The following is a 24,155-nucleotide window of genomic DNA, read 5'->3' on the forward strand; positions in this document are numbered from 1 at the left end:
CCTTTCCGGCAGGTCTGGCATTGGCAGAAGCCGGTCGAAGCCACCCCCACCTGTGCTGGCGGATGTGGCGCGCGGGAGATTATCTCCCACCGCCTTCCAACGACAAGAGGCAATATGGCATAAAATGCATAAAACAGGTTACATGATTGGAAAATACATCGTCACAACAGCGCATGATGTCTGGATATTATAGACTCTCTGTCACTTTCCGGCGGTATCTGCTGTCATGATTCGTCACTTAAATTACGTTTTAGAGAAACGGGATGATCACTTTGCTCATTCCAGAACGTGGGAAGAATGATAGACTAAAACCGCGCACAACTATCATTATAAGCAAATAAACTGGCATTAAATGCCGTCAGGTTCAGGAAATGCTCCGTTACTCCCTCTCTGCCTTGCTCTCCGCCATGTTGCTGACCGCTCCGGCCTTTGCCGCCGATCAGCCCGGCACCGAACCATCCACCAATCCGGCCGTCCATGCCGTGTTCGAATCACCGCATCTGGCCAATATCACCCAGCCGGAAACGCTGATCTATTCCTATGAGTACAAAGGTCCGCAGCCTTTTACGGACACGGTGTCAGAGCAGATCATCAAGATCCATCCCGATGGAACCAAGCTGGTCGGGTTTCACTTCCTGACTGGCGACCGCTTCATGTTCACACCATCGCTGGATGATTATCGCGGCAATCCGCTGGTGATGATCTTTCTGGAACATGATGTCATGGAGATGAAAAAATCCATCGGCATGGCCGCCGCCTATTTCCGTGCCCGCGTCAAGGAAGGCTTTTTCAAGGCTGCCGTCACGGATACCACCTTCACCCATGACGGCAAGTCACTGCCTGCCAAACAGGTCGTCATGGAACCGTTCGCCACCGAAACCCGGTTGGAGAACGTGCCGTTCCTTCAGCACAAGAAATACACCATCATCCTGTGCGACCAGCTACCTGGCGGCATTGCTCAAATCAGCACGGAACAGCCCGGCGATTCGAAAAGCGGTATTCCGCCGGTCAGCCAGATCCTCACGTTCAAAACGGTGAAACCCTGATATGGCTTATGCACGAAAAATCCTGCCTGGCTTACCGACAGTCTCGATACGCTGGGCGGTTTTGTTGACGGGCCTTCTGACACTGCCGACAATGGCAATGGCTGATGAGGCCGCCGACCCCAATCAACCTCACAAACCGCGCTATGATTATCCGACCTCAGCCCGCGCCGATTACGTGATCGGTTGCCTTGCCTCCAACGGCATGAAGCACGAGTTTCTGGATAAATGCTCCTGCGGGATCGACACGATTGCCGATCAGATGAGCTACGACGACTACCAGCATGCGGAAACAGTCCTCAGCATGCTGCAAGGCGCGCTTGGTCAGCGGGCCGAGGAGTTTCGTTCCACCGCCATACTGACGAAACTGGTGGACAGGCTGCGGCAGGCTCAAGCTGAAGCGAATCTACGCTGCCATTAAATCTGATGTGAGAGGCCGGTCATGGAGGAAACATTCCTCTGTGGCCGGCAGATCATCAGCACCCCGCTATTCGGCAACGGGGGACAGAACCTCGTTCGGAACGGGTGCATTGCCGATCCGGCGATACACGTAATCCGGCGCCACATCACCACGCGCAGAAACGGCTTCTTCCATCACATGATGCGCAGGTGACAGGGCGCAGGCCGGATCGGTAATATCCATATCCCCGGTCAGCGCGAAAGCCTGACAGCGGCAACCGCCCCAATCGATTTCCCGCCGGTCACAGGAACGACACGGTTCCGGCATCCAGTCCGTACCACGATATTTCTGGAAAGCCGGTGCGCCACTCCAGATATCCGCCAGCGACCATTCGCGCACAGACGGAAATTCCAGCCCGGTCAGAGTCTCTGCCGCATGACAGGGCAGAGCCTTGCCGGAGGGCGAAATATTGATGAAGCGCCGCGCCCAACCTCCCATGCAGGCTTTCGGGCGTTTCGCATAATAATCCGGCGTCACGTAATCAATGACCATGACACCTTTCAGCCGCTCCCGCGCCTCTTCCACGGTCGCGGTGGCAATTTCCAGCTGCTCCCGACTCGGCAACAGCGCATCACGGTTGACCAGACCCCAGCCATAATACTGGACATTCGCGATCTCTGTACGAGTCGCCCCCATTGCCTGGGCGGCTTCCAGCATGCGTGGCAGATTTTCCATGTTCTGCCGATGAATTACGTAATTCAGTGTCAGAGGCAGGCCTGCTTCCTTGATCAGCCGGGCGGCTTTCAGCTTTTTCGACTGTGCTCCGGCCAGACCGCCGATACGCTCGGCATTCTCGACATCCACATCCTGAAAACTGAGCTGGATATGATCGATACCGGCCTTCATCAGCCGTTCCATCATCGCCTCATCCAGCAGCACACCGGAGGTGATGATATTCGTATACATCTGCCGCTCGACCGCTCTGGCGATCAACTCCGGCAGATCCTTCCGCACCATCGGCTCGCCGCCGGAGAAGTGCATCTGCAGCACGCCCAGTTCGGCCGCCTCATCCATGATGCGCAGCCATTCCTCGGTTTTCAGCTCGATTCCCGCGCGCTCCAGTTCAAGAGGGTTGGAACAGTACGGACATTGCAGGGGACAGCGATGCGTCAGCTCCGCCAGCAGCCCCATAGGAGGTTCGATGGTGCTCATAACCGGATGGCTCCCTTCGCCGACATATCCACAAACATGGTGACGACATCAGCCGCGATCACCTCCCTCGGTGCCGCAAAACGGGATACCAGCTCATCGATGATTGCGCCGATCGTTTTCTGACCATCGACGAGCTTGAGAATTTCCGCCGCCACAGGGTCGGGCTGAAACAACCGCTCCGGCCCAAGGATGACCCATGCGTCACGCACCTTGTCATGCCGGAACTTCATACCCTGACCGAAACGCGGCACCGCTTCTTCATTCAAAGCCCGGGGCAGAGCTTGATCCTGAGGGGCAGACATTTTGTCTCTAGACCTCAGGTACGAAGGCACCGGGCGGAATATTGCCGGGGGCCACATAGGAATAATACAGCGCATCAAGCTGCGACCAGAGCACATCACACTTGAACCGCAGGGCTGCAATCACGGCCTGCTGCTGTTCGGGGGTGCGGGCATGCTCCTTCACATAAGCCAGCGCAAAATCCACATCGCGTGGAGCCTGGGTCAGGCGCGGCTTGAAATAGGCCAGCGTTTCCTCCGACACCCAGTCATAATTTGCCAGCATGCCGGACACCCGTTCCCGGATAATGGTCGGCGAGAACATCTCGGTCAGAGAAGACGCGATCGCCTCAAGAATCGGCTTCTCGCGGCAGAATGTCACATAGGCATCCACGGCGAAGCGGGTCGTGGGCAGCAAGCCCTCCCTGCTCTCGACATAGGCGGCATCCAGCCCGACTCCCTCGGCCAGTTTCAACCAGCGGGCGATCCCGCCAGTGCCGGGTTCGGTGCCGTCATGATCCACCAGACGCCGCCGCCACTCGCGCCGTAACTCGGCCGTCGGCAGACGCGACAGCAGGGCCGCATCCTTGGCCGGGATGCTGGCCTGATAATGGTACCGGTTGAGTGCCCAGGCCTGCACCTGTCCACGCGTCAGCGCACCATCGTGCAGCAAGCGGTGAAACGGGTGGAGATTATGATAACGCTCGGCTCCGACAGCCCGAAGAGCGGCTTCCAGTTCGTCCGGCGTCATGACCCTGTTGGTTTCCTGCCCGGCTGTACGGTTATGAAGCTGTGTCATAATTCTATCTGCATCCCATCATGGGCGACGGTCCACCCCGCCGCGAGCGCTTCAGCACGCTCCGCGCTGTCTTCCAACAAGACGGGATTGGAGTTGTTGATATGAATCAGGATTTTCTGTCGTACACCCAGATCGCGGAACGAAGCGATGGTGCCGTCTTCTCCGCTGACGCTCATATGCCCCATGCGGCGACCGGTTTTTGGAACCAGCCCGGCACGGATCATCTCATCATCAGACCATAACGTGCCGTCGAAAAATACCGTATCGACACCCGCCAGACGCTGCCTCAGAGAATCGGTCATCATCGCGCAGGCTGGAATAAAACAGGCCGTAGAGCGCCCGTCGGAAATAGCCGCCCCCACTGTCTGCTCCCCTTCCTCAACCGGCGCGGGGGCATTCATCAGCAGGCCTTCCTGTTCCAGATAGAGGGGGACTTTGCCCGGAACCGGGAAGAACTCGACAGTCAGGCCGGATGGTTCGCCACCCGGCAGGGTCAGGACAAACGGCCCGCTGGCCGGAATGATCCGGCGCTCCACCACATCCCGTGCCAAAACCTCAAAAATAGGATTGTCATTGAGGATACCGTGCACCCGACTGGTAGCATACACGGTAAAAGCCTGCCTCTCCCGCAGGGTCAGCAAGCCGGCAAGTGCATCGACATCGCCATTGGTGAGCACAACACCCGCAATTGGTGTCGAACGGATGGCACCGCTCGGATGCAGCACCGCATTCGCCTCGATCTGCTGGCGGATATCGGGCGAGGCATTAAACAAAAACCAGAAAACGCCGTCCTGACTGACGGCAATGGACGCCTGCGTGCGCGGTGCCGCCTTGGGATCGCCCGCCCTGGCGCGACGACATCCGGCGGCGTTGGAGTTCCACTGAGGGAAGCCGCCACCTGCAGCCGACCCGAGAACGACGATTTTCATCGCACGGTCCGACCATGGTTAAAATGAAAACAACAGAACTGCGGCGACCTGATGGGGCCGCCGCATTACTGTATCAGGACCATCCGGCCAAGCTGAGAAGCGTTATCCCGGACGGTCGGGCGCAATCACTCAGCGCAGGCGTAAGCGTTGATCTCGGCGCCCAGAGCGATTTCGGTCACAGAAGGTGTGTTCCAAGCCATTTTTAAAGTTCCTCCAGTATTTTGGTTTTTGGACAATTCCAACGATATAAGCGTGTTGCCCTGCCCGTCAATCGCCTGGATCAATTGGCCAATGGAAAGTTTTGCCTCCATGATAGGCGTGCAGACAGATTCGCGCCGGAGAATTAGGCCGGATAGCGGGATGAGAGAGTTGGAACAGAGTTCGTGATTGATAAGCTGGAATACCTGCTGGCCCTGTCGCGGGAGCATCATTTCGGGCGTGCCGCCGAAACCTGCGGTGTGACGCAACCCACCCTTTCGGCTGGCCTCAAACAGCTTGAGGAACAGCTTGGGGCGCTCCTGGTGCAACGTGGCGCACGGTTTATCGGCTTTACGCCGGAGGGTGAACGCGCGCTTGACTGGGCACGGCGCATCACGACCGACACCAAGGCCATGCGTCAGGAGATCCAGGCTCTGAAATACGGGCTGAATGGGAATCTCCGCCTGGCCGTCATCCCGACCGCGATGCCGATCGTCTCAACCTTGACGACACCATTTCGAGACAGACATCCGGATGTCACTTTTACCATTGTCTCGAAATCATCCATTGCGACCCTGTCGCTGATCGAGAATTTCGAGGCGGATGCCGGTATTTCTTATCTGGATAACGAGCCGTTGGGCCGGGTCCGTGCGATTCCGCTCTATCGGGAACATTACTGTTTGGTAACGGCCCCTCATGCACCGCTTGGTGACCGGGAGGAAGTGGCATGGCAGGATCTGTCCGGTCTGCCGCTTTGTCTGCTGACACCCGATATGCAAAATCGTCGCATTCTTGACCGAATGCTATCCTCGACCGGGGTCGAACCGAAGGTCAGTCTGGAATCCAATTCCATGATCGGTCTGTGGTCCCATGTCCGCACCGGAGCATGGGCCAGTATCATGCCGGCACGGCTGGTCGATATTCTAGGCCTGAATCCCGAATTGCGGGCTATTCCGATTGTCGGGGGCCCTCCCGCACCTACGGTAGGACTGGTTATTCCTCACCGCGATCCGCTGACCCCCCTGATCGCCGCGCTTTTCAAGGAAGCGGAAGCCATTGCAGCCCATCTTGAACAAGTAACCATCAATCAGGCTGGCCAATAAAATAAGGCCCTGCCTCAAGCCGAGGCAGGGCGAGTTTATTATTCAGACAGGACCACGATCGGAATTGGTTTTTTTGGATATAACGCAGGTACGGCGGGCAAATTCCACCGTACTGACCGACCTGTAGTTCTCGTGAATAAAAAGATCGTGTTCCGGCTCATCATCAAACGCGCTGTCCGCCACCACGCGGCGGGCAAGCAGTGAAAGATAGTCAAATGCGCTGATTCGAGAATAGCCTTCCAGAGCACCGCGTTTCAGATGCGCCCGAAAACTCGTATCCAGATCCTCGACGACATAATAGCCGCCCTTCAGCAAAATCGGAAACAAAGTCTGAAACGCCAATATCTGATGATCCCAACGGTGAGAGCCATCATCCAGAACAATAAGCGGTTTGCCAAATTCATTGATAATATCAAACAAGAAATCTACATTACTGGAATCGCCAATTCGGACAGAAATACCATTATTATTAAAACGCATACAATCCTGATTGATATCAACGCCTACAACGGTTGCATTCTCGAAGTATTCCCTCCACATTGAGAGAGATTGACCTTCGTAGACACCAATCTCAAGAAATAAAAATTTTTCTTTTCTTAAATGATTAAATCTTCGGTCATAGAAATTTAAAAAATCATGATACCTTGAAGATTTATCGGTACCATGCCTAAGGCCAATTGCATCGAGCATTTCAAAAATCCAAAATTTTATTTTACAAGAAAGCACTTTCTCTAATTTTAAAGCATATATTTTTTATTCATTCAATGTTATTGTTTTTAATTAAAAAATAACCTGTTTTGTAACTTAGCGAAGCATTAAATTTCAAACTGCCCAATCAATGCGAACCATTCTCATTTAAATTGTTTTCCCGCTAGGATGATAGAATTGTTCTATCGCAGCATAAAGACTCGCACCTTGATGGAAGAAGATGAAGGGCGCAGATAACAGCTTCCAGAGGAAACTGAATCAAGCGCGGTGAGCCAAATCATGGCCAAGGACGCTTTCAGCGCGGAACGCGCTGCAAGAATTATCGATACCCATCGTGACCAGGAAGGCGCCATGTTGCCTATCCTTCATGATCTACAGGCCGAATTCGGGTATGTGCCGGAAGAAGTCGTGCCCATGCTTGCGGATGCGCTGAATGTGTCCCGCGCCGAAGTGCATGGTGTCATCAGCTTTTATCATGATTTCAAGAACCACCCGCCCGGTCGGCACGTTCTGAAGTTATGCCGCGCGGAAGCGTGTCAGGCGATGGGTGCCGATACCCTGGCCGATCATGTTCGTGAGAAGCTCCGCGTGGACTGGCATGGCACCACGGTCAATGGCTCCGTGACGCTTGAGCCGGTATTCTGCCTCGGCCTGTGCGCCTGCGCACCCGCGGCGATGCTGGATAATGAGCTGCATGGCCGTCTGGATCAGGACCATGTCGATACGCTGCTGGAGAGCGTGGCATGACCATCAAAGTATACGTCCCCCGCGATGCGGCCGCCCTTGCGGTCGGCGCTGACGCCGTTGCCCGCAAGCTGGAGCAACTGGCGCAGGAACGGTCGCTGGACATCGCCATTATCCGCAACGGCTCCCGCGGGATGCTGTGGCTTGAAACGCTGGTCGAGGTGGAAACACCGCACGGCCGCGTCGCCTACGGTCCCGTGACCGCACGTGATCTGCCCGGCCTGCTGGATGCCGGCATGCTGGAAGGCAAGCCGCACGCACTGAATCATGGCCTGACCGAGGAAATGCCCTGGTTCAAGAAGCAGACCCGTCTGACTTTCGAGCGCTGCGGCATCGTCGACCCCCGCTCGCTGAGTGATTATCAGGCGCATGGCGGCTACAAGGGCCTTGCCCGCGCGCTAACTATGACGCCGGAAGCCGTGGTCGAGGACGTGACCAAATCCGGCCTGCGCGGTCGTGGTGGCGCAGGCTTCCCCACCGGCATCAAATGGAAAACGGTTCTGGGTGCGAAAGCCGCCCAGAAATACATCGTCTGCAATGCCGATGAAGGCGATAGCGGCACCTTTGCCGACCGCATGATCATGGAAGGCGATCCCTTCGTGCTGATCGAAGGCATGACCATCGCCGGTTATGCCGTGGGCGCGACCAAGGGCTATGTCTATACGCGCTCCGAATATCCGCATGCCATTGACGCGATGAACCGCGCCATTATCGCCGCACGCGAAGCGGGTATGCTGGGTGATAATATTCTCGGTTCCGGCATTTCCTTCGACATGGAAGTGCGGCAGGGAGCCGGGGCCTATGTCTGCGGTGAGGAAACCGCACTGCTTGACAGCCTGGAAGGCAAGCGCGGCGTCGTGCGTGCCAAGCCGCCTTTGCCCGCTTTGTCCGGTCTGTTCGGGCAGCCAACCGTCATCAACAACGTGATCTCCCTGACCTCCGTGCCATGGATCATGACCCATGGTGGTGAGGCTTATGCCGCGTTCGGTCTTGGCCGTTCCCGTGGGACCATGCCGATCCAGATCGCTGGCAACGTCAAGCAAGGCGGCCTGTTTGAGATCGCCTTCGGTATCACGCTGGGCGAGCTGGTCGATGAGATCGGTGGTGGCACACTGACGGGGCGTCCGGTGCGCGCTGTGCAGATCGGTGGTCCGTTGGGAGCCTATTTCCCGCGCGCCCTGTTCGATACCCCGTTCGATTATGAGGCATTCGCGGCGAAGGACGGGCTGATCGGCCATGGCGGCATCGTTATTTTCGACGATACCGTCGATATGGCTCACATGGCCCGCTTCGCCATGGAATTCTGCGCCGAGGAAAGCTGCGGCAAATGCACGCCATGCCGCATCGGCTCCACGCGCGGCGTTGAAACGCTGGACAAACTGCTGCGCGGTGAACAGCACGAAAAAAACTATGCCGTGCTGGAAGATCTCTGCAACACGATGAAATTCGGCTCCCTGTGCGCGCTGGGCGGCTTCACCCCCTATCCGGTGGTCAGCGCGATGACCCATTTCCCCGAGGATTTCGCTCCCCGCACCGTCCCGGTGGCAGCGGAATAAGCGAAAGGAGACCTCCCATGCCGCTCGTGGAAGAAATCGACTATGGCACGCCAAAAGTCGTCAGTGAGAAATCCGTCACCCTGACCATTGACGGACGCCAGGTGACGGTGCCGGAAGGCACCTCCCTGATGCGCGCCGCCATGGATACCGGCATTACGGTGCCCAAGCTCTGCGCCTCCGACAATTTGAAGGCGTTCGGTTCCTGCCGTCTCTGTCTGGTGGAAATCGAGGGACGTCCGGGTACCCCGGCTTCCTGCACCACACCGGCCATGGAAGGCATGGTGGTGCATACCCAGACCGACCGTCTGGCACGCCTGCGCAAGGGCGTGATGGAGTTGTACATCTCCGACCATCCGCTGGACTGCCTGACCTGCTCCGCCAATGGCGATTGCGAGCTTCAGGATATGGCCGGGGCCGTCGGCTTGCGGGAAGTCCGCTATGGGTATGAGGGTGAAAATCACCTGCATGACAGCAAGGATGTTAGCAACCCGTATTTCCAGTACGATCCGTCCAAGTGCATCGTCTGTAATCGCTGCGTCCGTGCCTGTGAGGAAGTCCAGGGCACCTTCGCCCTGACCATTGAGGGCCGTGGCTTCGAAAGCCGCGTCTCCCCCGGTGCCGCACATGACAATTTCTTTTCCTCGGAATGCGTTTCCTGCGGCGCCTGTGTGCAGGCCTGCCCGACCGCAACCCTGATGGAAAAATCCGTCATCGAAATCGGCCAGCCGGAACATTCCGAAGTCACCACCTGCGCCTATTGCGGTGTGGGGTGCAGCTTCAAGGCGGAAATGCGCGGCGAACAGATCGTGCGCATGGTTCCCTACAAGGACGGCAAGGCCAATCATGGCCATAGCTGCGTCAAGGGCCGCTTCGCCTACGGTTATGCATTGCACAAGGATCGTCAGCTTGAGCCGATGATCCGTGAAAAAATCACCGACCCGTGGCGTGTGGTGAGCTGGGATGAAGCCATCCAGTATACCGCGAAAGAATTCCGCCGGATTCAGGACAAATACGGCCGCTCCTCTATCGGCGGTATTACCTCCTCCCGCTGCACCAATGAAGAAACCTATCTGGTGCAGAAGCTGGTGCGCGCCGTGTTCGGCAATAACAATGTCGATACCTGCGCCCGCGTCTGCCACTCTCCCACCGGCTATGGGTTGAAGACGACCTACGGCACCTCCGCTGGCACGCAGGATTTCGACAGTGTCGAGGAAAGCGATGTCATTGTGGTGATCGGTGCCAATCCGGTCGATGCCCATCCCGTGTTCGGCAGCCAGATGAAACGTCGCCTGCGGGATGGCGCGAAGCTGATCGTGATCGATCCGCGCAAGACAGATCTGGTCAAATCCCCGCATATCAAGGCCGATTTCCATCTGCCCCTGCGCCCCGGCACCAATGTCGCCATCGTTTCCGCACTGGCCCATGTGGTTGTGACGGAGGGGCTGCTGGACGAAGCTTTCGTGCGTGAACGCACCGATTGGGAGTCCTTCCAGGACTGGGTGCAGTTCGTGACCCGCCCGGAAAACAGCCCGGAAGCCGTTGCCGAAATCTGCGGTGTCAGTGCCGAAGATATTCGTGGCGCTGCCCGTCTCTATGCGACCGGCGGGAATGCCGCGATCTATTACGGTCTGGGTGTGACCGAGCACAGCCAGGGTACGACGACGGTGATGGCCATCGCCAATCTCGCCATGGCGACCGGTAATCTGGGCCGCCGTGGCGTGGGCGTGAACCCGCTGCGTGGTCAGAACAACGTGCAGGGTTCGTGCGACATGGGGTCTTTCCCCCATGAATTCACCGATTACCGCCATGTTTCCAACGATGCCGCCCGCGCCCAGTTCGAAGCGCTGTGGGGCGTGTCGCTGGATGCCGAGCCGGGTCTGCGCATTCCGAACATGATCGATGCCGCCGTCGATGGGACCTATAAAGGCATCTACATTCAGGGTGAGGACATTGTTCAGTCCGATCCCGATACCACCCATATGATTGCCGGTCTGAAAAACATGGAATGCGTTGTCGTTCAGGACCTGTTCCTGAATGAAACCGCCGACTATGCCCATGTGTTTCTGCCGGGCTGCTCCTTCCTTGAGAAGGATGGAACCTTCACCAATGCCGAGCGCCGCATCAATCGCGTGCGCAAGGTGATGTCGCCGAAAAATGGTTATGGTGACTGGGAAATTACCCAGATGCTGGCCAAGGCCATGGGTTATCCCATGCACTACAACCACCCGTCCGAGATCATGGACGAGATTGCCGCTACTACTCCGAACTTCGCCCTTGTTTCTTACGCGAAACTCGATGAGGCCGGCTCTGTGCAGTGGCCTTGCAATGACGAGCATCCGGATGGCATGCCGATCATGCATATCGGCCAGTTCAGCCGCGGCAAGGGCTATTTCGTCGTCACCGAATATATCGCGACCGATGAAAAGACCGGCCCGCTCTTTCCGCTTCTGCTCACCACCGGTCGTATTCTCAGCCAGTATAATGTGGGCGCGCAGACACGCCGCACCCATAACTCCATGTGGCATGAGGAAGACCGGCTGGATATCCATCCGAAAGACGCCGAGGATCGCGGCGTTCGTGATGGGGACTGGGTGAAACTGGAAAGCCGCTCCGGCGCGACATCGCTGCGGGCACGCATCACCGAAAAGGTTCCGCCGGGCGTGGTCTACACCACCTTCCATCACCCGGCGAGCCAGGCCAATGTTGTGACCACCGATAACTCCGATTGGGCTACCAACTGCCCGGAATACAAGGTCACAGCCGTGCAGGTACAGCGCAGCAATGGCCCCACCGAGTGGCAGCGTGAATACGGCGATCACTCCACGCAGGCCCGCCGGATTATCCCGGCAGCTGCGGAATAAGGGTGTTCAATCCCGCGCCTCTGTTTGACGGGGCACGGGATTGATCCTTTTTCTCCGCTCATGCGCACCAGCCATAAAGTCCGGCCTGACCGCTACACGACCGGCGCATCCGCCTATCAGCCTCACGAACGATTCATCCCGGAGGAAACGCCTGTCGCGCTGACTTATGGCCGTGCCACGCATGCCGTGATGATGGCGACGCCCGCCGATCTGGAAGATTTTGCGGTTGGTTTCAGTCTGGCAGAAGGACTGATCGACAGTGTTCACGACATTGAAAGTCTGGAAATTGTGGAGGTGACGCATGGCGTCGAACTCCGCATGGATCTGACGCAGACCCGTGATGCGGCCTTCATTGCCCGCCGACGCCACGTAACCGGTGCCACCGGTTGCGGCCTGTGCGGCATGGAAAGTCTTGATGAGGCCGCGAAATCTCCGCCGCGCGTCTCTGCCGATCTGGTGATTGATGCTGAAACCATCGTCACGGCGATGGAGGCCCTCTCCCCCGTGCAGACGCTGAATCTGCGTACCCATGCGGTGCATGCAGCGGCTTTCTGGCAACCCGGACAGGGTCTGCTGGCCATCCGGGAAGATGTCGGTCGGCATAACGCGCTTGATAAGCTGGCCGGCTTTCTGGCACGCAGCGGTATCCCTGCCTCCTCCGGGCTTGTACTGCTGACCAGTCGCGTTTCGGTAGAGATGGTGCAGAAAGCGGCCCGCATGGGGGCTGGCATCATCGTTGCTGTCTCTGCCCCCACCACTCTGGCCATCCGTACTGCGGAAGCCGCCAATATCACGCTTGCAGCTGTCGCGCGGCGTGATGGATTCGAGCTGTTCACCCATCCATGGCGTATCCCCTGCCATGATGCGGATACAAACAGCGACGTGGCCAGCAACGTCACCTGGCTGCATCCGGGATCAACACCCCCGTAAAACGGTGTGCCTGACCTCTGCCTGATCGCCTCCAACCATCGCAAGGGAAATTGTCCCGTGACCGCAACCAATGATCGCCTCGTGACAATGGCCAATCAGATTGCCGGGTTTTTCTCCCACCGGCCGGAAGAAACAGCCATCTCCGGCATTGCCGAGCACATTGTGCTGTACTGGGAACCGCGTATGCGGCGCGCCTTCGACGCCATCATAGAATCACATAATCCGGCCCTAAGCCCTCTGGCGCAAAAAGCTGGAGAGTATTTAATGTCCCATGATGTGAAACCGTCCGACCACGACCCTCTCGCGGGGATGCAGCCACGTGCGGTGACGGGATCCGATCCAAAAGAAGATCCAAACACACCTCCGGGGGGATTCAATACAGATGAGCAGCACGGAGATAACCGCGCCTCAAGCTGATCCAGGTATTCTGGACCGGGCGCGCATCATCGCTCAGCCTGGTTTCAATCGCTGGCTGGTGCCGCCCGCGGCGCTGGCCATTCACCTTTGCATCGGCATGGCCTACGGCCTGTCGGTGTTCTGGCTGCCGATGCAGAAAATCATCGGCACGGCCTGCCCCGCTTCCATGGGCGAACTGGCTCAATTGACCACGACAGACTGTGACTGGTCTGAAGGATCTCTGGTCACCGCCTTCAAGCTCGGCATTGTTTTTCTCGGTATTTCCGCCGCCATCTGGGGTGGCTGGCTCGAACGGGTCGGCCCGCGCCGTGCAGGCGTCGTGGCCGCCTTGTGCTGGTCAGGAGGCTGGCTGATCTCCGCGTTGGGGATTTATCAGCACCAACTCTGGCTGATCTGGCTGGGCCTCGGCGTCATTGGCGGGATCGGGCTGGGTATTGGTTATATCTCTCCGGTTTCAACCCTGATCAAATGGTTCCCTGATCGTCGTGGCATGGCGACCGGCATGGCCATCATGGGCTTTGGCGGAGGGGCCGTTGTCGGCAGTCCGCTGGCATTGATGCTGCTACAGCATTTCCGCGTGGTCGATCCGGCCACCCATGTCATCACACAACATGGTTTGTGGCAGACCTTCACCGTGATGGGGCTGATCTATCTGGTGTTCATGCTGGGGGGTGCCTTCGCCTATCGCATTCCGCCGGATGGATGGAGGCCGGATGGCTTTAACGGCACCGCGGCCACCAAACGGATGATCGCACAGGGTCACGTGCATCTTGGCCGTGCCTGGAAAACACCGCAATTCTGGCTGCTCTGGGCAGTGCTGATGCTCAATGTGAGCGCCGGGATCGCAGTGCTGTCCATCGCCTCCCCCATGTTGCAGCGTATTTTCGGCGGTGCCTTGATCGATCAGCCGGGTGTGACGCTCGCCAACCTGTCCCTCGCACAGAAAACCGCTGTTGCAGGTGTAGCCGGTGGTTTCGTCAGCCTGCTGTCCCTGTTCAATATCGGGGGTCGCTTCTTCTGGGCGACCATTTCCGACAAGATCGGGCGCAAGCTCACCTATACGATTTTCTTCATTCTCGGCGCGGTACTCTATACGCTGACCCCCGTCGCCGCCCATGCCGGACACAAGGCGCTGTTCGTGCTGGCGTTCTGCGTCATCCTGTCCATGTATGGTGGTGGTTTCTCGACGATCCCTGCTTACCTGGCTGATATTTTCGGCACACGATTCGTAGGGGCCATCCATGGTCGCTTGCTGACAGCATGGTCAACAGCAGGCGTCGTCGGGCCTACTCTGGTAACGGTGCTGCCCGCCATGTTCGGATCATCCGATCCGGTGCATCTGTATGACACCACCTTCCATATTCTTGCCGGATTGCTGATCCTCGGCCTGATTGCAAACTGGCTGGTACGTCCTCTTCCGGCCTATGCGTTCATGTCAGAGGCAGAGCTGGCAAGCCTTCAGGCTGATGGCACCAAAGGGAGTTATGCCACTGGATCCTTCGGGATCGGTGTCGGTGGATTTTCTGCCGCGTTGATCCTGCCATGGCTGATCGTCGGTCTGCCGATTGCCTGGGGTATCTGGAAGACCATTATCAAGGCAGCGCCTTTGTTCAATTGACCATCGGATCAACTGAACAGGATATTTCGATCAAGCTCTCCTCCCCTTTCCGCAGTGAGATGGAAAAGGGGAGGAGACCGTTTTTCGGATCAGCGTTTACGTTCAACTTGCGACACGTCACGCACTGCGCCACGGGCCGCATTGGTCGTCATGGCCGCATAGGCCCGCAGGGCAGGCGAGACCTTGCGCTGGCGTTCGGCGGGTTTCCATGCCGCCTCCCCCTTCGCTTCCATGGCGGTGCGACGTGCGGCCAGCACCTCATCCGGCAATGCGATGCTGATAATCCGGTTGGGAATATCGATCAGAACCGGATCACCGGTTTCCACCAGAGCGATCAGCCCCCCTTCCGCCGCTTCCGGCGAGACATGCCCGATCGACAGGCCGGACGTACCGCCCGAGAAACGGCCATCCGTCACCAGCGCACAGAGCTTGCCCAGACCTTTGGATTTCAGATAGCTGGTCGGATACAGCATCTCCTGCATACCGGGACCACCTTTCGGGCCTTCGTAGCGGATCACCACGACATCCCCCGCCACCACCTGGCCGCCGAGAATGCCGGATACCGCCGCATCCTGACTTTCATAAACCCGGGCCGTACCACGGAATGTCAGAATGGATTCATCCACGCCGGCGGTTTTGACGATACAGCCTTCCGGGGCGAGGTTGCCGAACAGCACCGCCAAGCCGCCATCATGCGAGAACGGATGCTCAGTGGAACGGATCACACCCTTCTGGCGATCCTCATCCACGCTGTCCCACCGTGCAGACTGGCTGAACGCGACCTGTGTCGGCACGCCACCCGGTGCGGCGCGGAAGAAGGTGCGGACTTCCTCGCTGCTGGTGCGGCCGATATCCCAGCGTTCCAACGCATCTTTCAGCGTCGGCGCATGCACGGTCGGGCGGGAGGCATCAAGCAGACCGGCACGCTCCAACTCACCCAGAATAGCCATAATGCCACCGGCCCGATGCACGTCTTCCATATGCACATCCGATTTGGCAGGCGCGACCTTGCACAGGCAGGGCACCCGGCGCGACAGACGGTCGATATCGGCCATGGTAAAATCCACACCTGCTTCCTGAGCCGCCGCGAGCAGATGCAGCACCGTGTTGGTGGAACCACCCATGGCGATATCGAGGCTCATCGCATTCTCGAACGCCGCATGGGTGGCGATGCCGCGCGGCGTGGCGGAGACATCATCCTGCTCATACCACCGCCGGGCGAGATCGACGATCAGATGCCCGGCCTCCCGGAACAGCTTTTCCCGGTCGGCATGGGTCGCGAGCACGGAACCATTGCCCGGCAGCGACAGGCCCAGCGCCTCAGTCAGACAGTTCATGGAATTGGCGGTGAACATACCGGAGCATGACCCGCAGGTCGGGCAGGCCGAGCGCTCGACGGCCTGAACCTCTTCATCCGTGTAGGATTCATCCGCCGCCACGACCATGGCATCAACCAGATCGAGCGCGCGCGTTGCCCCTTTCACCACGGTCTTGCCGGCCTCCATCGGACCGCCGGAGACAAACACCGCCGGGATGTTCAGCCGCATGGCGGCCATCAGCATGCCGGGCGTGATCTTGTCGCAGTTGGAGATGCACACCATCGCATCAGCGCAATGGGCGTTCACCATATATTCGACACTGTCGGCAATCAGCTCACGGCTGGGGAGGGAGTAGAGCATGCCGTCATGCCCCATCGCGATCCCGTCATCGACCGCAATGGTGTTGAATTCCTTGGCGACGCCGCCGGCAGCCTCGATTTCCCGCGCCACCAGCTGGCCGAGATCCTTCAAATGCACATGGCCGGGCACGAACTGGGTGAAGCTGTTGACGACCGCGATAATGGGCTTGCCGAAATCACCATCCTTCATGCCGGTCGCGCGCCAGAGTCCGCGTGCGCCCGCCATATTGCGGCCATGGGTGGTGGTCCGGGATCGATACTGTGGCATGGTTCGAACCTTGGAAATGTTCCGCCCCTCATACGCCGTTTAGCAGAGTAGGAAAAATCTATTATTCTGCTTCCATTCAGTCGCTGGAGATATCACTGATGGAGGCCCGACAGCTCCGGCATTTTCTGACGGTTGCGGAAACGCTGCATTTCGGACGGGCGGCCGAGCGGCTGAACATGACACAGCCACCGTTGAGCCAGTCCATTCTGGCACTGGAGCGACAATTGGAAGCGGCGCTTTTCATCCGCTCCCGCCGCAGCGTGGCGTTAAGCCCGTTCGGCCAGCAATGGCTGCCGCATGTCCGCGCCGCGCTGGCCTCGCTGGAAGCACTCCCCGGCATCGCCCGCCGCCTGAGGGACGGGGAAACCGGGCGGTTGGAACTGTCTTTCGTCAGCACGGCCGATTACAGCATCCTGCCATCCCTGGTGCGCCGATATGCAGCGCTGTACCCGGATGTAGAGATCGTCCTCACCGAGGCCACCAGTGACGTCCAGATCGACGCCCTGCTGCATGGGCGCGGTCATGCAGGGATCGTCATCCATCCGGATCGCAGCACATTACCGGCCGCGCTGGCATATCACCCCCTGACGCGGGAAAAACTGATCGCGGCTGTACCGGATAACAGTCACGACCTTTCACCCCATGCCATCATGCAGTCGCCGCTGATCATCTTTCCCCGGCACTCCGCACCGGCTTTCTACGATCTGGTCACGCACTACCACGCCAGATATGGCGGAGGAGCCGCCATCGCTCAGGAGGCGATCCAGATGCAGACGATCATCAGCCTCGTCTCGGCGGGGATGGGGATCGCACTCGTGCCCGCCTCCCTGCGCCACCTTGCCCGGACAGGTGTGCGCTATGTCGATCTGGAGGAGGATGCGCCGATCCTGGAAACCGGCATGATCTGGCGCCGTGATGATACAGCGCCAATCCTGTCCCGTCTGCTGGAAGTCGCGCAGGACATGTCGGAGCAGATTACCAGCGATAACCAAGCGTAGCGAACACGGCCCGGCCCGTCGCGTAGTAGCAGCTCGTCATCCGCACGCAGCCGGCCACGATACGGCGATCCGCGAGATTGGTTGCATTAACCTGCAACCGCCAGCGATCCATTTCCACCCGTGCCGTTAGGTCGAACTGCACCGAACTCGGAACATTGAACGTGTTCGGCACAGCCCCCGATGTCTCACCATTATAGCGGACGCCGCTACCCAGCGCGAAATTCCAGCGTTCAGAAATCGGAAATTCCTTTTCCATATACAGGCTCGCCATATGGCTCGGCACGAAAACGGGGCGTGATCCAGTCGCTCCTTTTTCGGTGCTGCTGGTGATCAGCGGCTCCTGATAGGTCAGGGCGGCGATCATGCGCAGGGTTGGGGTCAGATTGCCTGTCGCCTCCGCTTCAGCACCGCGCGTACGGATTTCTCCTGTCTGGATCGAGAAATTGACGTTGTTCGGATCAGGCGTCAGCACATTCTGCTGGGTCAGATCGAATGCATCGACCGTGAACATGATGTCGCGATGCACCGGCTTGTATTTGATGCCAACCTCGACCTGATTACCGGTGGTCGGCACATAACTGTTGCCAACCCGATCCACCCCCGTTTGCGGCTGAAACGAAGTGGCATAGGTCACATAAGGCGACATGCCATTCTCAGCCGCATACAGCAATCCGGCGCGATAGCTGAAATGCGTCGGGTCGCTGTTCTGCGTGGAGCGGGTTTTGTTGTTGGTCAGACTGTCAGAGACGAAATCCTCACGCCCTGTCAGCGTCAGACGCCAGTGCTGCCAGGCGATCTGATCCTGCACATAAACACCGGTCTGAATCTGGGTCTCGTTGGTGTTGATCGTCGAGGCATAGGCCGGAGCCGTCACATTACGATAGACGGGAGCATAAAGATCCAGCGACGGTCCCGTTCCCTGCCCACGGCGTGTGGAGATGAACTGTGTCGTGATATTCACACCCGTCAGCAGATCATGCGTGACAGGGCCGGTCGCAAAATGAACTTCGGACTGATTATCGACCGCCAGCGTGTTGAACATGTTCAACTGCTGCTGCGCCTGCCGGGTAATACTGCGCTGATTGGCGGCAAGGCCGGTGGTGGTCACCGTGCGATAATTCAGATCCTCATGCATGAAACGAAGATTCTGCCGAAGCGTCCAGCGATCCGTCACATGATGCTCGGCCAAATATCCCACCGAAACCTCACGCTTGGAATAGACATCATAATTCGGATCGCCGGTATTCAAACTTTGCCGGATATAGCCGTAGCGACTTGGAAACACCGTACCGATAGCGGGCAGAAACTGGGCCGCCGATCCGGCATCAATCTGCATATAGCTGGACAGAAACGTTACTGTCGTTTTCTCGCCTGACCATTTCACCGACGGCGCAACATAGATCCTGTTGTTCAGCACATTATCAACAAATGTATCGGATTTACGCATCAGCCCGTTCAGCCGCCACAGCCAGGAACCATCGTTCGTGAGCCGGCCACCCAGATCGGCAGCCCCCTGAATACGGTTGAAAGAACCGCCCTGCACCTGCACTTCGTTGGTATGATCGAGGCGCGGTTGTTTGCTGACTGCATTGATAATACCGCCAAGCTGACCGGAACCGTACAAGGCCGCATTGGCCCCACGCAACACGTCGATCCGTTCCAGCCCGTACGGTTCCAGATCGAAAGTCTGCGAGGCACTGGCCATCGGCAGTTTCAGCCCATCCAGATAGGTATCAGGTGTAAAACCTCGGATCGTGCCGCCGAAACCGCGCGGATCATCCCGGCCACCGACATCCGTCACGCCGGCCGTATAACGCATTGCCTCGGCAATGCTGCGGATGTTCAGATCTTCCAGCCTGTCACGGGTGATGACCGTGACATTCTGCGATGTCTGCATCAGGGGCGTATCGGTTTTCGTGGCCGCAATACTTTTCCGGGCCAGGAATCCCTTGACCGGTCCTAACGCCGTTTCCTGCTGTCCCGATACATTCAACTGCGGCAGTGCCCCTGCCTCCTGCGCATGGGCGGAAACCCCTGGCAACCCCATCGTAAGGCAAAAAGCCCCGGATATATAACCGGCTTTGCGTATCCTGATGCGCCGAGGCAGCCTTTTCATGTCATCATTCCCGAATGGATCGGGTGCTCATAGTGAAAATGCGAGGTATTCTCAATAACTTATTTTGATTACGCATCAATGCGTCTGCAACATGGCAATATCTCCGCCTGTCTTTGCCAGCATTTCCTGGGAAAACAGATGGACTTCGCCAGCCGTCAGGACGCTACAAGCGCAGCAATACAGGAAATAATAAGTAGAAAGAAAGGATAGCTGGTCTGTCACCGCAGAAATACGGCAAGATCAAGCATGTAAACCTGGTAGCGGTGGACGGATTTGAACCGCCGACCAAGGGATTATGATTCCCCTGCTCTACCGCTGAGCTACACCGCCAGGTTGGGGGCCGCTGATACCGCCGTACTGGCCGGTACGTCAATCACCTGCGAGACAGATTTACGAATAAAACCACCCCCCAGAACCCGGTCCCCATCATAGAACACACAGGCCTGTCCAGGCGCAGGCAAGGCTTCGGTTTCCAGTATGACCTCGACACCGCCCTCGATCACCCGGACCATCGCCGGATGCGGCGTTTCCCGCGCCCTCAGCTTGACCATACAGGCAATGGGGGCAATGGGCGGGGTCATCAGCCAGTTGACTTCAGAAAGCACGATACGCCGCTGGGCTGTGCCGGCAGGCCCCACTACCACGCGGCGGCTGCCGGCATCCAGCGACACCACCACATGGCGCACGCCGCCGATCATCGCCGCATTGCCGAGGCGCTTCGCCTGACCGATCGTATAGCGTCCCACACCTTCATGCTGCCCCACCACCTGACCATCCCGGTCCACGATCTGCCCCGGCTCCAGCGCATCGGGGCGGAAGCGGGCCACAACATCGGCATAGGTGCCAGCGGGAACGAAGCAGATATCCTGACTGTCCGGCTTACGTGCCACAGCCAGCCCCAACCGCTCGGCATGGGCGCGCACGTCATCCTTGCTTTCCATGCCCCCCAGCGGGAACAGGCTGACATCCAGCTGGTCCCGTGTGGTGGCGAACAGAAACCAGCTCTGGTCGCGGGAAGGATCGACCGCGCGATGCAGTTCCGCTCCATCCGGCCCGTCGATACGCCGTACGTAATGGCCGGTCGCCAGACGCTCTGCGCCCAGATCACGCATCAACGCGGTCAGATCGGCAAATTTGACTGTCTGGTTGCAGCGGATGCAAGGAACCGGTGTTTCCCCTGCGGCATAGGCATCGGCAAAATCAGCCATCACCGCATTGCGGAACCGTTCTTCCGCATCGATCACGTAATGCGGAAAGCCGAGCCGGTCAGCAACCCGCCTGGCATCGTAAATATCCTGCCCGGCGCAGCAGGCTCCCTTCCGCTTCGCTGCCGCTCCGTGATCATAGAGTTGCAGCGTCACGCCGATCACCTCGTGTCCCGCTTCCTGCAACAATCCGGCGACGACGGAGCTGTCGACTCCGCCGGACATGGCAACCAGGACACGCATCGGTGATCAGCCCCCCGCGTTACGGCTGCCGGATGGCAGGCGCACGACCAGCCCGTCCAGAGCCTCGGTCATCACCAGCTGGCAGCCGAGGCGGGAAGTCTTCTGCAGGCCGAATGCCAGATCAAGCATGTCTTCCTCATCCTCGGTCGGCTGTTCCAGACGGTCGAACCATTCCGGATCAACGATCACATGGCAGGTCGAGCAGGCCAGCGATCCTTCGCATGCGCCTTCAATATCCACGCCATGCTTATGGGCGATCTCCAGCACGGACAAACCGGCGGGGGCATCAACTTCCCGGTGCGTGCCATCCTGTTCGACGAAAGTCATCTTGGGCATTGCGTCTCGTTTCCGCATTCTTGTCGCGCCCGGCACAGGCCGGGCGGCTGGGTCTCAGGTGGCGTCCCGGCACAAAGGAAGGGAGGGAGCATCCCGCCACACCCGTGCCAGCGCGGCAACCGCGCGATCCACATCCGCGGCGGAGGTATAGCGTCCGATGCCAAGGCGCAAGCTTCGTGCCGCCTGCGCCCCGCTCACCCCCATTGCACGAAGCACATAGGACGGCTCAACCTCCGCGGATGTACAGGCGGAGCCGGTGGACATCGCCAGCCATGGCAGGGCGGCCATGAGCTGCTGTGCCGTCCTTTCTTCTGGCCTATCAGCAGGAAAAGCCACGTTCAGATTACCCGCCACACGCTGTTCGAGGGAGCCATTGACGCTCACCCCCGGCAGAGCCTCCCGCAGAAGGGACAGCAAACGATCTCTCAGCCCGGCGATGCGCACAGCTTCGGCCTCCCCTTCCTGACGGGCAATGGCGCAGGCTGCGCCGAACCCCACGATCAGCGGCGCGGGCAAGGTGCCGGAGCGCAAGCCGCGCTCCTGACCGCCGCCGGAGAAAAGCGGCTCCAGCCGTGTGCGCGGGCGTCGGCGCACATACAGCGCCCCAATCCCTTTCGGGCCATACATTTTATGGGCGCTCAGCGACATCAGATCGACCCGCGCCTCACCATTGCCGACCGAAAGCGGGATTTTCCCGGCCGCCTGCGCCGCATCGGTATGAAACAGGGCACCCCGCTCATGCGCCAGACGGGCCAAGGTGGGGATATCCTGAATCACACCCGTCTCATTATTGACCGTCATGATGCTGACCAGCAGCGCAGGCAAAATCAGGGCCTCCCGCAGCGCTTGCGGGTCCAGCAACCCGTCAGCCCCGACCGGCAGGATCACCGGCTCAAACCCTTCCCGTGCCAGATCATGCACGGATTCAAGAACGCATTTATGCTCGGTGGCCACGGTAATGATGCGGCGGGGCGAAGATGGCGCATGATGCAGGGCAAAGCGGGCCGCGCCCTTGATCGCCAGATTATTGGCCTCGGTCGCGCCGGAGGTGAACACGATCTCCCTCCCCTCCGCACCGATCAGCGCCGCCACACTGTCCCGGGCCTGCTCTACCATGGCGGCAACCTGCTGGCCGGATTCATGAGCAGTGCTGTGCGGATTGGCGGACATCTCCGTCCATAAGGGCGCCATTGCCTGCACCACACGCGGATCACAGGGTGTCGTCGCCTGATAATCGAAATAAAGAGGCGTCTCTGGCAAACTCATCACCGGGCCGATATGGGATGAGACACAGAGAAAGGAAAGGGCTTGGAAGACGGTTCTGGCCTCAACCGGGAGGCCATGGTGGCATAGGCATCCATAAAGGCTTGCACATCCGCCTCTGTCACATTCCATGGCAGCGAGACACGGATTGCCTCCCCCGCCTGCTGCCCAAGCCCCATCGCCGCCAGCACATGGCTGCGCGCTACCTTGCCGGAACTGCATGCCGATCCGGCTGAAACCTGAATACCGGCCAGATCAAGCGCCATCACCTGACGCTGCGCCGCCACACCGGGCAGGATCAGACATGACGTGTTGGGCAAACGCCCCAGCTTCGCCCCTCCACCTGCTACCACCGCCCCTGCCATGGTGGCTGCCTGTTCCAGCCTGTCTCTCCATTCAATCAGCCGGCCCCACGCTCCTCCTTGCTCATCTGTCCGCATGGCCGCACGAGCCGCGGCGGCGAAGGCGCTGATCGCCGGTAAGGCCGGAGTGCCACCGCGCCAGCCTCTTTCCTGACCACCACCTTTCATCAGCGGCCTGACATCCCGATGGGCCGCATCACGCAGCAGCAGCGCCCCTACCCCCGGAACGCCTCCCAGCTTATGGGCGGACAAAGCCATACTGTCCGCATCCAGCGTCCTCATCGACACCGCCATCCGGCCAGCCGCCTGCGCCGCATCCACATGCAGAAGGGCCCCATACTGGCGGCAGAGCGCGGCAACCTCCGCCACCGGCTGGATAACGCCCGTCTCGTTATTGGCCAGCATCAGGCACACCAGAGCCTGGCCGCCCTGCGCCAGCCGTGCTTCCAGATCATGCAGATCGGTCACACCTTCGCGATCGACACCGATCAGTTCCGCATCCGGGCGGCAAGACAGCAACGCAGGATGCTCCGTCGCACCAAGAAGCAAACGGCGCCCCTCCCCCAGTACATGCACGGCAAGACTGTCTGCCTCCGTACCGCCGGAGGTGAAAATCACCTCATCCGGCCCGGCTCCATAGAGCATCGCCAGAGTTTCACGAGCCGTTTCCTGCCGGTCCCTCGCCCGACGCCCGGCGCGATGCAGCGAGGATGGATTGCCCGGTTCCCGAACGACCTCCTGCAATGCCGCCATGGCCTCCGGGCGCACCGGCTCGGAAGCATTCGCATCCAGATAAACTGACAGGGGTGCCACGAATCTCGATTTCCTTTTGCGGTCTGCCGGAACTGCAAATAAGCCATCAGGCCGCCATACAGGACAGGCAGGCCACA

General features: G+C 58.9%; 22 protein-coding genes and 1 tRNA gene. 10 read left to right on the plus strand and 13 right to left on the minus strand.

All coding sequences use genetic code 11. The annotated features are described in order from the left end of the window. Positions 1 to 371 precede the first annotated feature (371 nt). Together GBCGDNIH1_RS22125 and GBCGDNIH1_RS22130 are read left to right on the plus strand one after the other, a co-directional pair. Entirely contained in the window at positions 372 to 1,046 is a 675-nt protein-coding gene (locus GBCGDNIH1_RS22125; RefSeq protein ID WP_011632624.1) for a hypothetical protein, read from the plus strand. A 1-nt stretch (position 1,047) separates the two neighbouring features. After that, the gene (locus GBCGDNIH1_RS22130; protein WP_011632625.1) at positions 1,048 to 1,464 is read left to right on the plus strand and encodes a hypothetical protein; all 417 of its coding nucleotides are present in this window, start codon (positions 1,048 to 1,050) and stop codon (positions 1,462 to 1,464) included. A gap of 66 nt (positions 1,465 to 1,530) precedes the next feature. Here GBCGDNIH1_RS22130 and pqqE read toward each other — a convergent pair whose 3' ends face one another. From pqqE to pqqA, 5 genes are all read right to left on the minus strand, one after another. After that, positions 1,531 to 2,655: a pyrroloquinoline quinone biosynthesis protein PqqE gene (gene pqqE, locus GBCGDNIH1_RS22135; RefSeq protein ID WP_011632626.1), complete on the minus strand. Its 1,125-nt coding sequence runs from the start codon at positions 2,653 to 2,655 to the stop codon at positions 1,531 to 1,533. Then, a complete protein-coding gene (pqqD, locus tag GBCGDNIH1_RS22140) occupies positions 2,652 to 2,957 on the minus strand; it encodes a pyrroloquinoline quinone biosynthesis peptide chaperone PqqD (RefSeq protein WP_011632627.1) in 306 nt (101 codons plus the stop codon). Before pqqD ends, pqqE begins: the two co-directional genes overlap by 4 nt. A gap of 7 nt (positions 2,958 to 2,964) precedes the next feature. Beyond that, entirely contained in the window at positions 2,965 to 3,732 is a 768-nt protein-coding gene (gene pqqC, locus GBCGDNIH1_RS22145) for a pyrroloquinoline-quinone synthase PqqC (protein ID WP_011632628.1), read from the minus strand. Next, the gene (gene pqqB, locus GBCGDNIH1_RS22150; RefSeq protein WP_011632629.1) at positions 3,729 to 4,661 is read right to left on the minus strand and encodes a pyrroloquinoline quinone biosynthesis protein PqqB; all 933 of its coding nucleotides are present in this window, start codon (positions 4,659 to 4,661) and stop codon (positions 3,729 to 3,731) included. Before pqqB ends, pqqC begins: the two co-directional genes overlap by 4 nt. A gap of 125 nt (positions 4,662 to 4,786) precedes the next feature. Continuing rightward, positions 4,787 to 4,972 (minus strand): pyrroloquinoline quinone precursor peptide PqqA, encoded by a 186-nt coding sequence (gene pqqA / locus GBCGDNIH1_RS24950; RefSeq protein WP_043453026.1) that lies wholly within the window; start codon positions 4,970 to 4,972, stop codon positions 4,787 to 4,789. Positions 4,973 to 5,044: 72 nt separating this feature from the next. Here pqqA and GBCGDNIH1_RS22160 point away from each other — a divergent pair, with 72 nt between their 5' ends. Next, positions 5,045 to 5,962, plus strand: coding sequence for a LysR family transcriptional regulator (locus tag GBCGDNIH1_RS22160; RefSeq protein ID WP_011632630.1), 918 nt, complete (start codon positions 5,045 to 5,047; stop codon positions 5,960 to 5,962). A 42-nt stretch (positions 5,963 to 6,004) separates the two neighbouring features. On the opposite strand, the gene GBCGDNIH1_RS22165 is transcribed toward GBCGDNIH1_RS22160, so the two are convergent. After that, the gene (locus tag GBCGDNIH1_RS22165; RefSeq protein WP_043453028.1) at positions 6,005 to 6,652 is read right to left on the minus strand and encodes a methyltransferase; all 648 of its coding nucleotides are present in this window, start codon (positions 6,650 to 6,652) and stop codon (positions 6,005 to 6,007) included. 297 nt (positions 6,653 to 6,949) lie between these two features. On the opposite strand from GBCGDNIH1_RS22165, the gene GBCGDNIH1_RS22170 reads away from it, so the two are divergent. From GBCGDNIH1_RS22170 to GBCGDNIH1_RS22195, 6 genes are read left to right on the plus strand one after another with little or no spacing between them, the layout of a single operon-like run. After that, complete coding sequence (locus tag GBCGDNIH1_RS22170; RefSeq protein ID WP_043453032.1) at positions 6,950 to 7,417, plus strand: formate dehydrogenase subunit gamma; 468 nt, start codon at positions 6,950 to 6,952, stop codon at positions 7,415 to 7,417. After that, positions 7,414 to 8,970: a formate dehydrogenase beta subunit gene (locus tag GBCGDNIH1_RS22175; protein ID WP_011632633.1), complete on the plus strand. Its 1,557-nt coding sequence runs from the start codon at positions 7,414 to 7,416 to the stop codon at positions 8,968 to 8,970. Before GBCGDNIH1_RS22170 ends, GBCGDNIH1_RS22175 begins: the two co-directional genes overlap by 4 nt. A gap of 17 nt (positions 8,971 to 8,987) precedes the next feature. Further along, positions 8,988 to 11,831, plus strand: a complete 2,844-nt coding sequence (gene fdhF, locus GBCGDNIH1_RS22180) for a formate dehydrogenase subunit alpha (protein ID WP_011632634.1) — start codon at positions 8,988 to 8,990, stop codon at positions 11,829 to 11,831. A 60-nt stretch (positions 11,832 to 11,891) separates the two neighbouring features. Continuing rightward, a complete protein-coding gene (gene fdhD, locus GBCGDNIH1_RS22185) occupies positions 11,892 to 12,761 on the plus strand; it encodes a formate dehydrogenase accessory sulfurtransferase FdhD (protein WP_011632635.1) in 870 nt (289 codons plus the stop codon). Between the two features lie 57 nt (positions 12,762 to 12,818). Beyond that, the gene (locus tag GBCGDNIH1_RS22190) at positions 12,819 to 13,178 is read left to right on the plus strand and encodes a formate dehydrogenase subunit delta (RefSeq protein WP_025318572.1); all 360 of its coding nucleotides are present in this window, start codon (positions 12,819 to 12,821) and stop codon (positions 13,176 to 13,178) included. Then, positions 13,144 to 14,796, plus strand: coding sequence for an OFA family MFS transporter (locus GBCGDNIH1_RS22195; RefSeq protein ID WP_011632637.1), 1,653 nt, complete (start codon positions 13,144 to 13,146; stop codon positions 14,794 to 14,796). Before GBCGDNIH1_RS22190 ends, GBCGDNIH1_RS22195 begins: the two co-directional genes overlap by 35 nt. An 89-nt stretch (positions 14,797 to 14,885) precedes the next feature. On the opposite strand, the gene ilvD is transcribed toward GBCGDNIH1_RS22195, so the two are convergent. Beyond that, positions 14,886 to 16,742: a dihydroxy-acid dehydratase gene (ilvD, locus tag GBCGDNIH1_RS22200; RefSeq protein ID WP_011632638.1), complete on the minus strand. Its 1,857-nt coding sequence runs from the start codon at positions 16,740 to 16,742 to the stop codon at positions 14,886 to 14,888. Between the two features lie 98 nt (positions 16,743 to 16,840). Here ilvD and GBCGDNIH1_RS22205 point away from each other — a divergent pair, with 98 nt between their 5' ends. Continuing rightward, positions 16,841 to 17,740, plus strand: coding sequence for a LysR substrate-binding domain-containing protein (locus tag GBCGDNIH1_RS22205; protein WP_011632639.1), 900 nt, complete (start codon positions 16,841 to 16,843; stop codon positions 17,738 to 17,740). On the opposite strand, the gene GBCGDNIH1_RS22210 is transcribed toward GBCGDNIH1_RS22205, so the two are convergent. The 6 genes from GBCGDNIH1_RS22210 to GBCGDNIH1_RS22235 form a co-directional block, all read right to left on the minus strand. Further along, positions 17,718 to 19,787, minus strand: coding sequence for a TonB-dependent siderophore receptor (locus GBCGDNIH1_RS22210; protein ID WP_162288477.1), 2,070 nt, complete (start codon positions 19,785 to 19,787; stop codon positions 17,718 to 17,720). The genes GBCGDNIH1_RS22205 and GBCGDNIH1_RS22210 overlap by 23 nt on opposite strands. Before the next feature lie 324 nt (positions 19,788 to 20,111). Continuing rightward, positions 20,112 to 20,186 (minus strand) — tRNA-Met (locus tag GBCGDNIH1_RS22215). Beyond that, positions 20,177 to 21,304, minus strand: a complete 1,128-nt coding sequence (gene mnmA / locus GBCGDNIH1_RS22220; protein ID WP_050748558.1) for a tRNA 2-thiouridine(34) synthase MnmA — start codon at positions 21,302 to 21,304, stop codon at positions 20,177 to 20,179. The genes GBCGDNIH1_RS22215 and mnmA overlap by 10 nt, the downstream gene beginning before the upstream one ends. 6 nt (positions 21,305 to 21,310) lie before the next feature. After that, a complete protein-coding gene (locus GBCGDNIH1_RS22225) occupies positions 21,311 to 21,640 on the minus strand; it encodes a ferredoxin family 2Fe-2S iron-sulfur cluster binding protein (RefSeq protein WP_025318566.1) in 330 nt (109 codons plus the stop codon). 54 nt (positions 21,641 to 21,694) lie between these two features. Continuing rightward, the gene (locus GBCGDNIH1_RS22230; protein ID WP_043453048.1) at positions 21,695 to 22,906 is read right to left on the minus strand and encodes a cysteine desulfurase family protein; all 1,212 of its coding nucleotides are present in this window, start codon (positions 22,904 to 22,906) and stop codon (positions 21,695 to 21,697) included. Further along, positions 22,906 to 24,018: a cysteine desulfurase family protein gene (locus GBCGDNIH1_RS22235; protein WP_232449720.1), complete on the minus strand. Its 1,113-nt coding sequence runs from the start codon at positions 24,016 to 24,018 to the stop codon at positions 22,906 to 22,908. The genes GBCGDNIH1_RS22230 and GBCGDNIH1_RS22235 overlap by 1 nt, the downstream gene beginning before the upstream one ends. Positions 24,019 to 24,155 lie beyond the last annotated feature (137 nt).

It is taken from the genome of Granulibacter bethesdensis CGDNIH1 (genome assembly GCF_000014285.2).
GTDB classification, from domain to species: Bacteria; Pseudomonadota; Alphaproteobacteria; order Acetobacterales; family Acetobacteraceae; genus Granulibacter; species Granulibacter bethesdensis.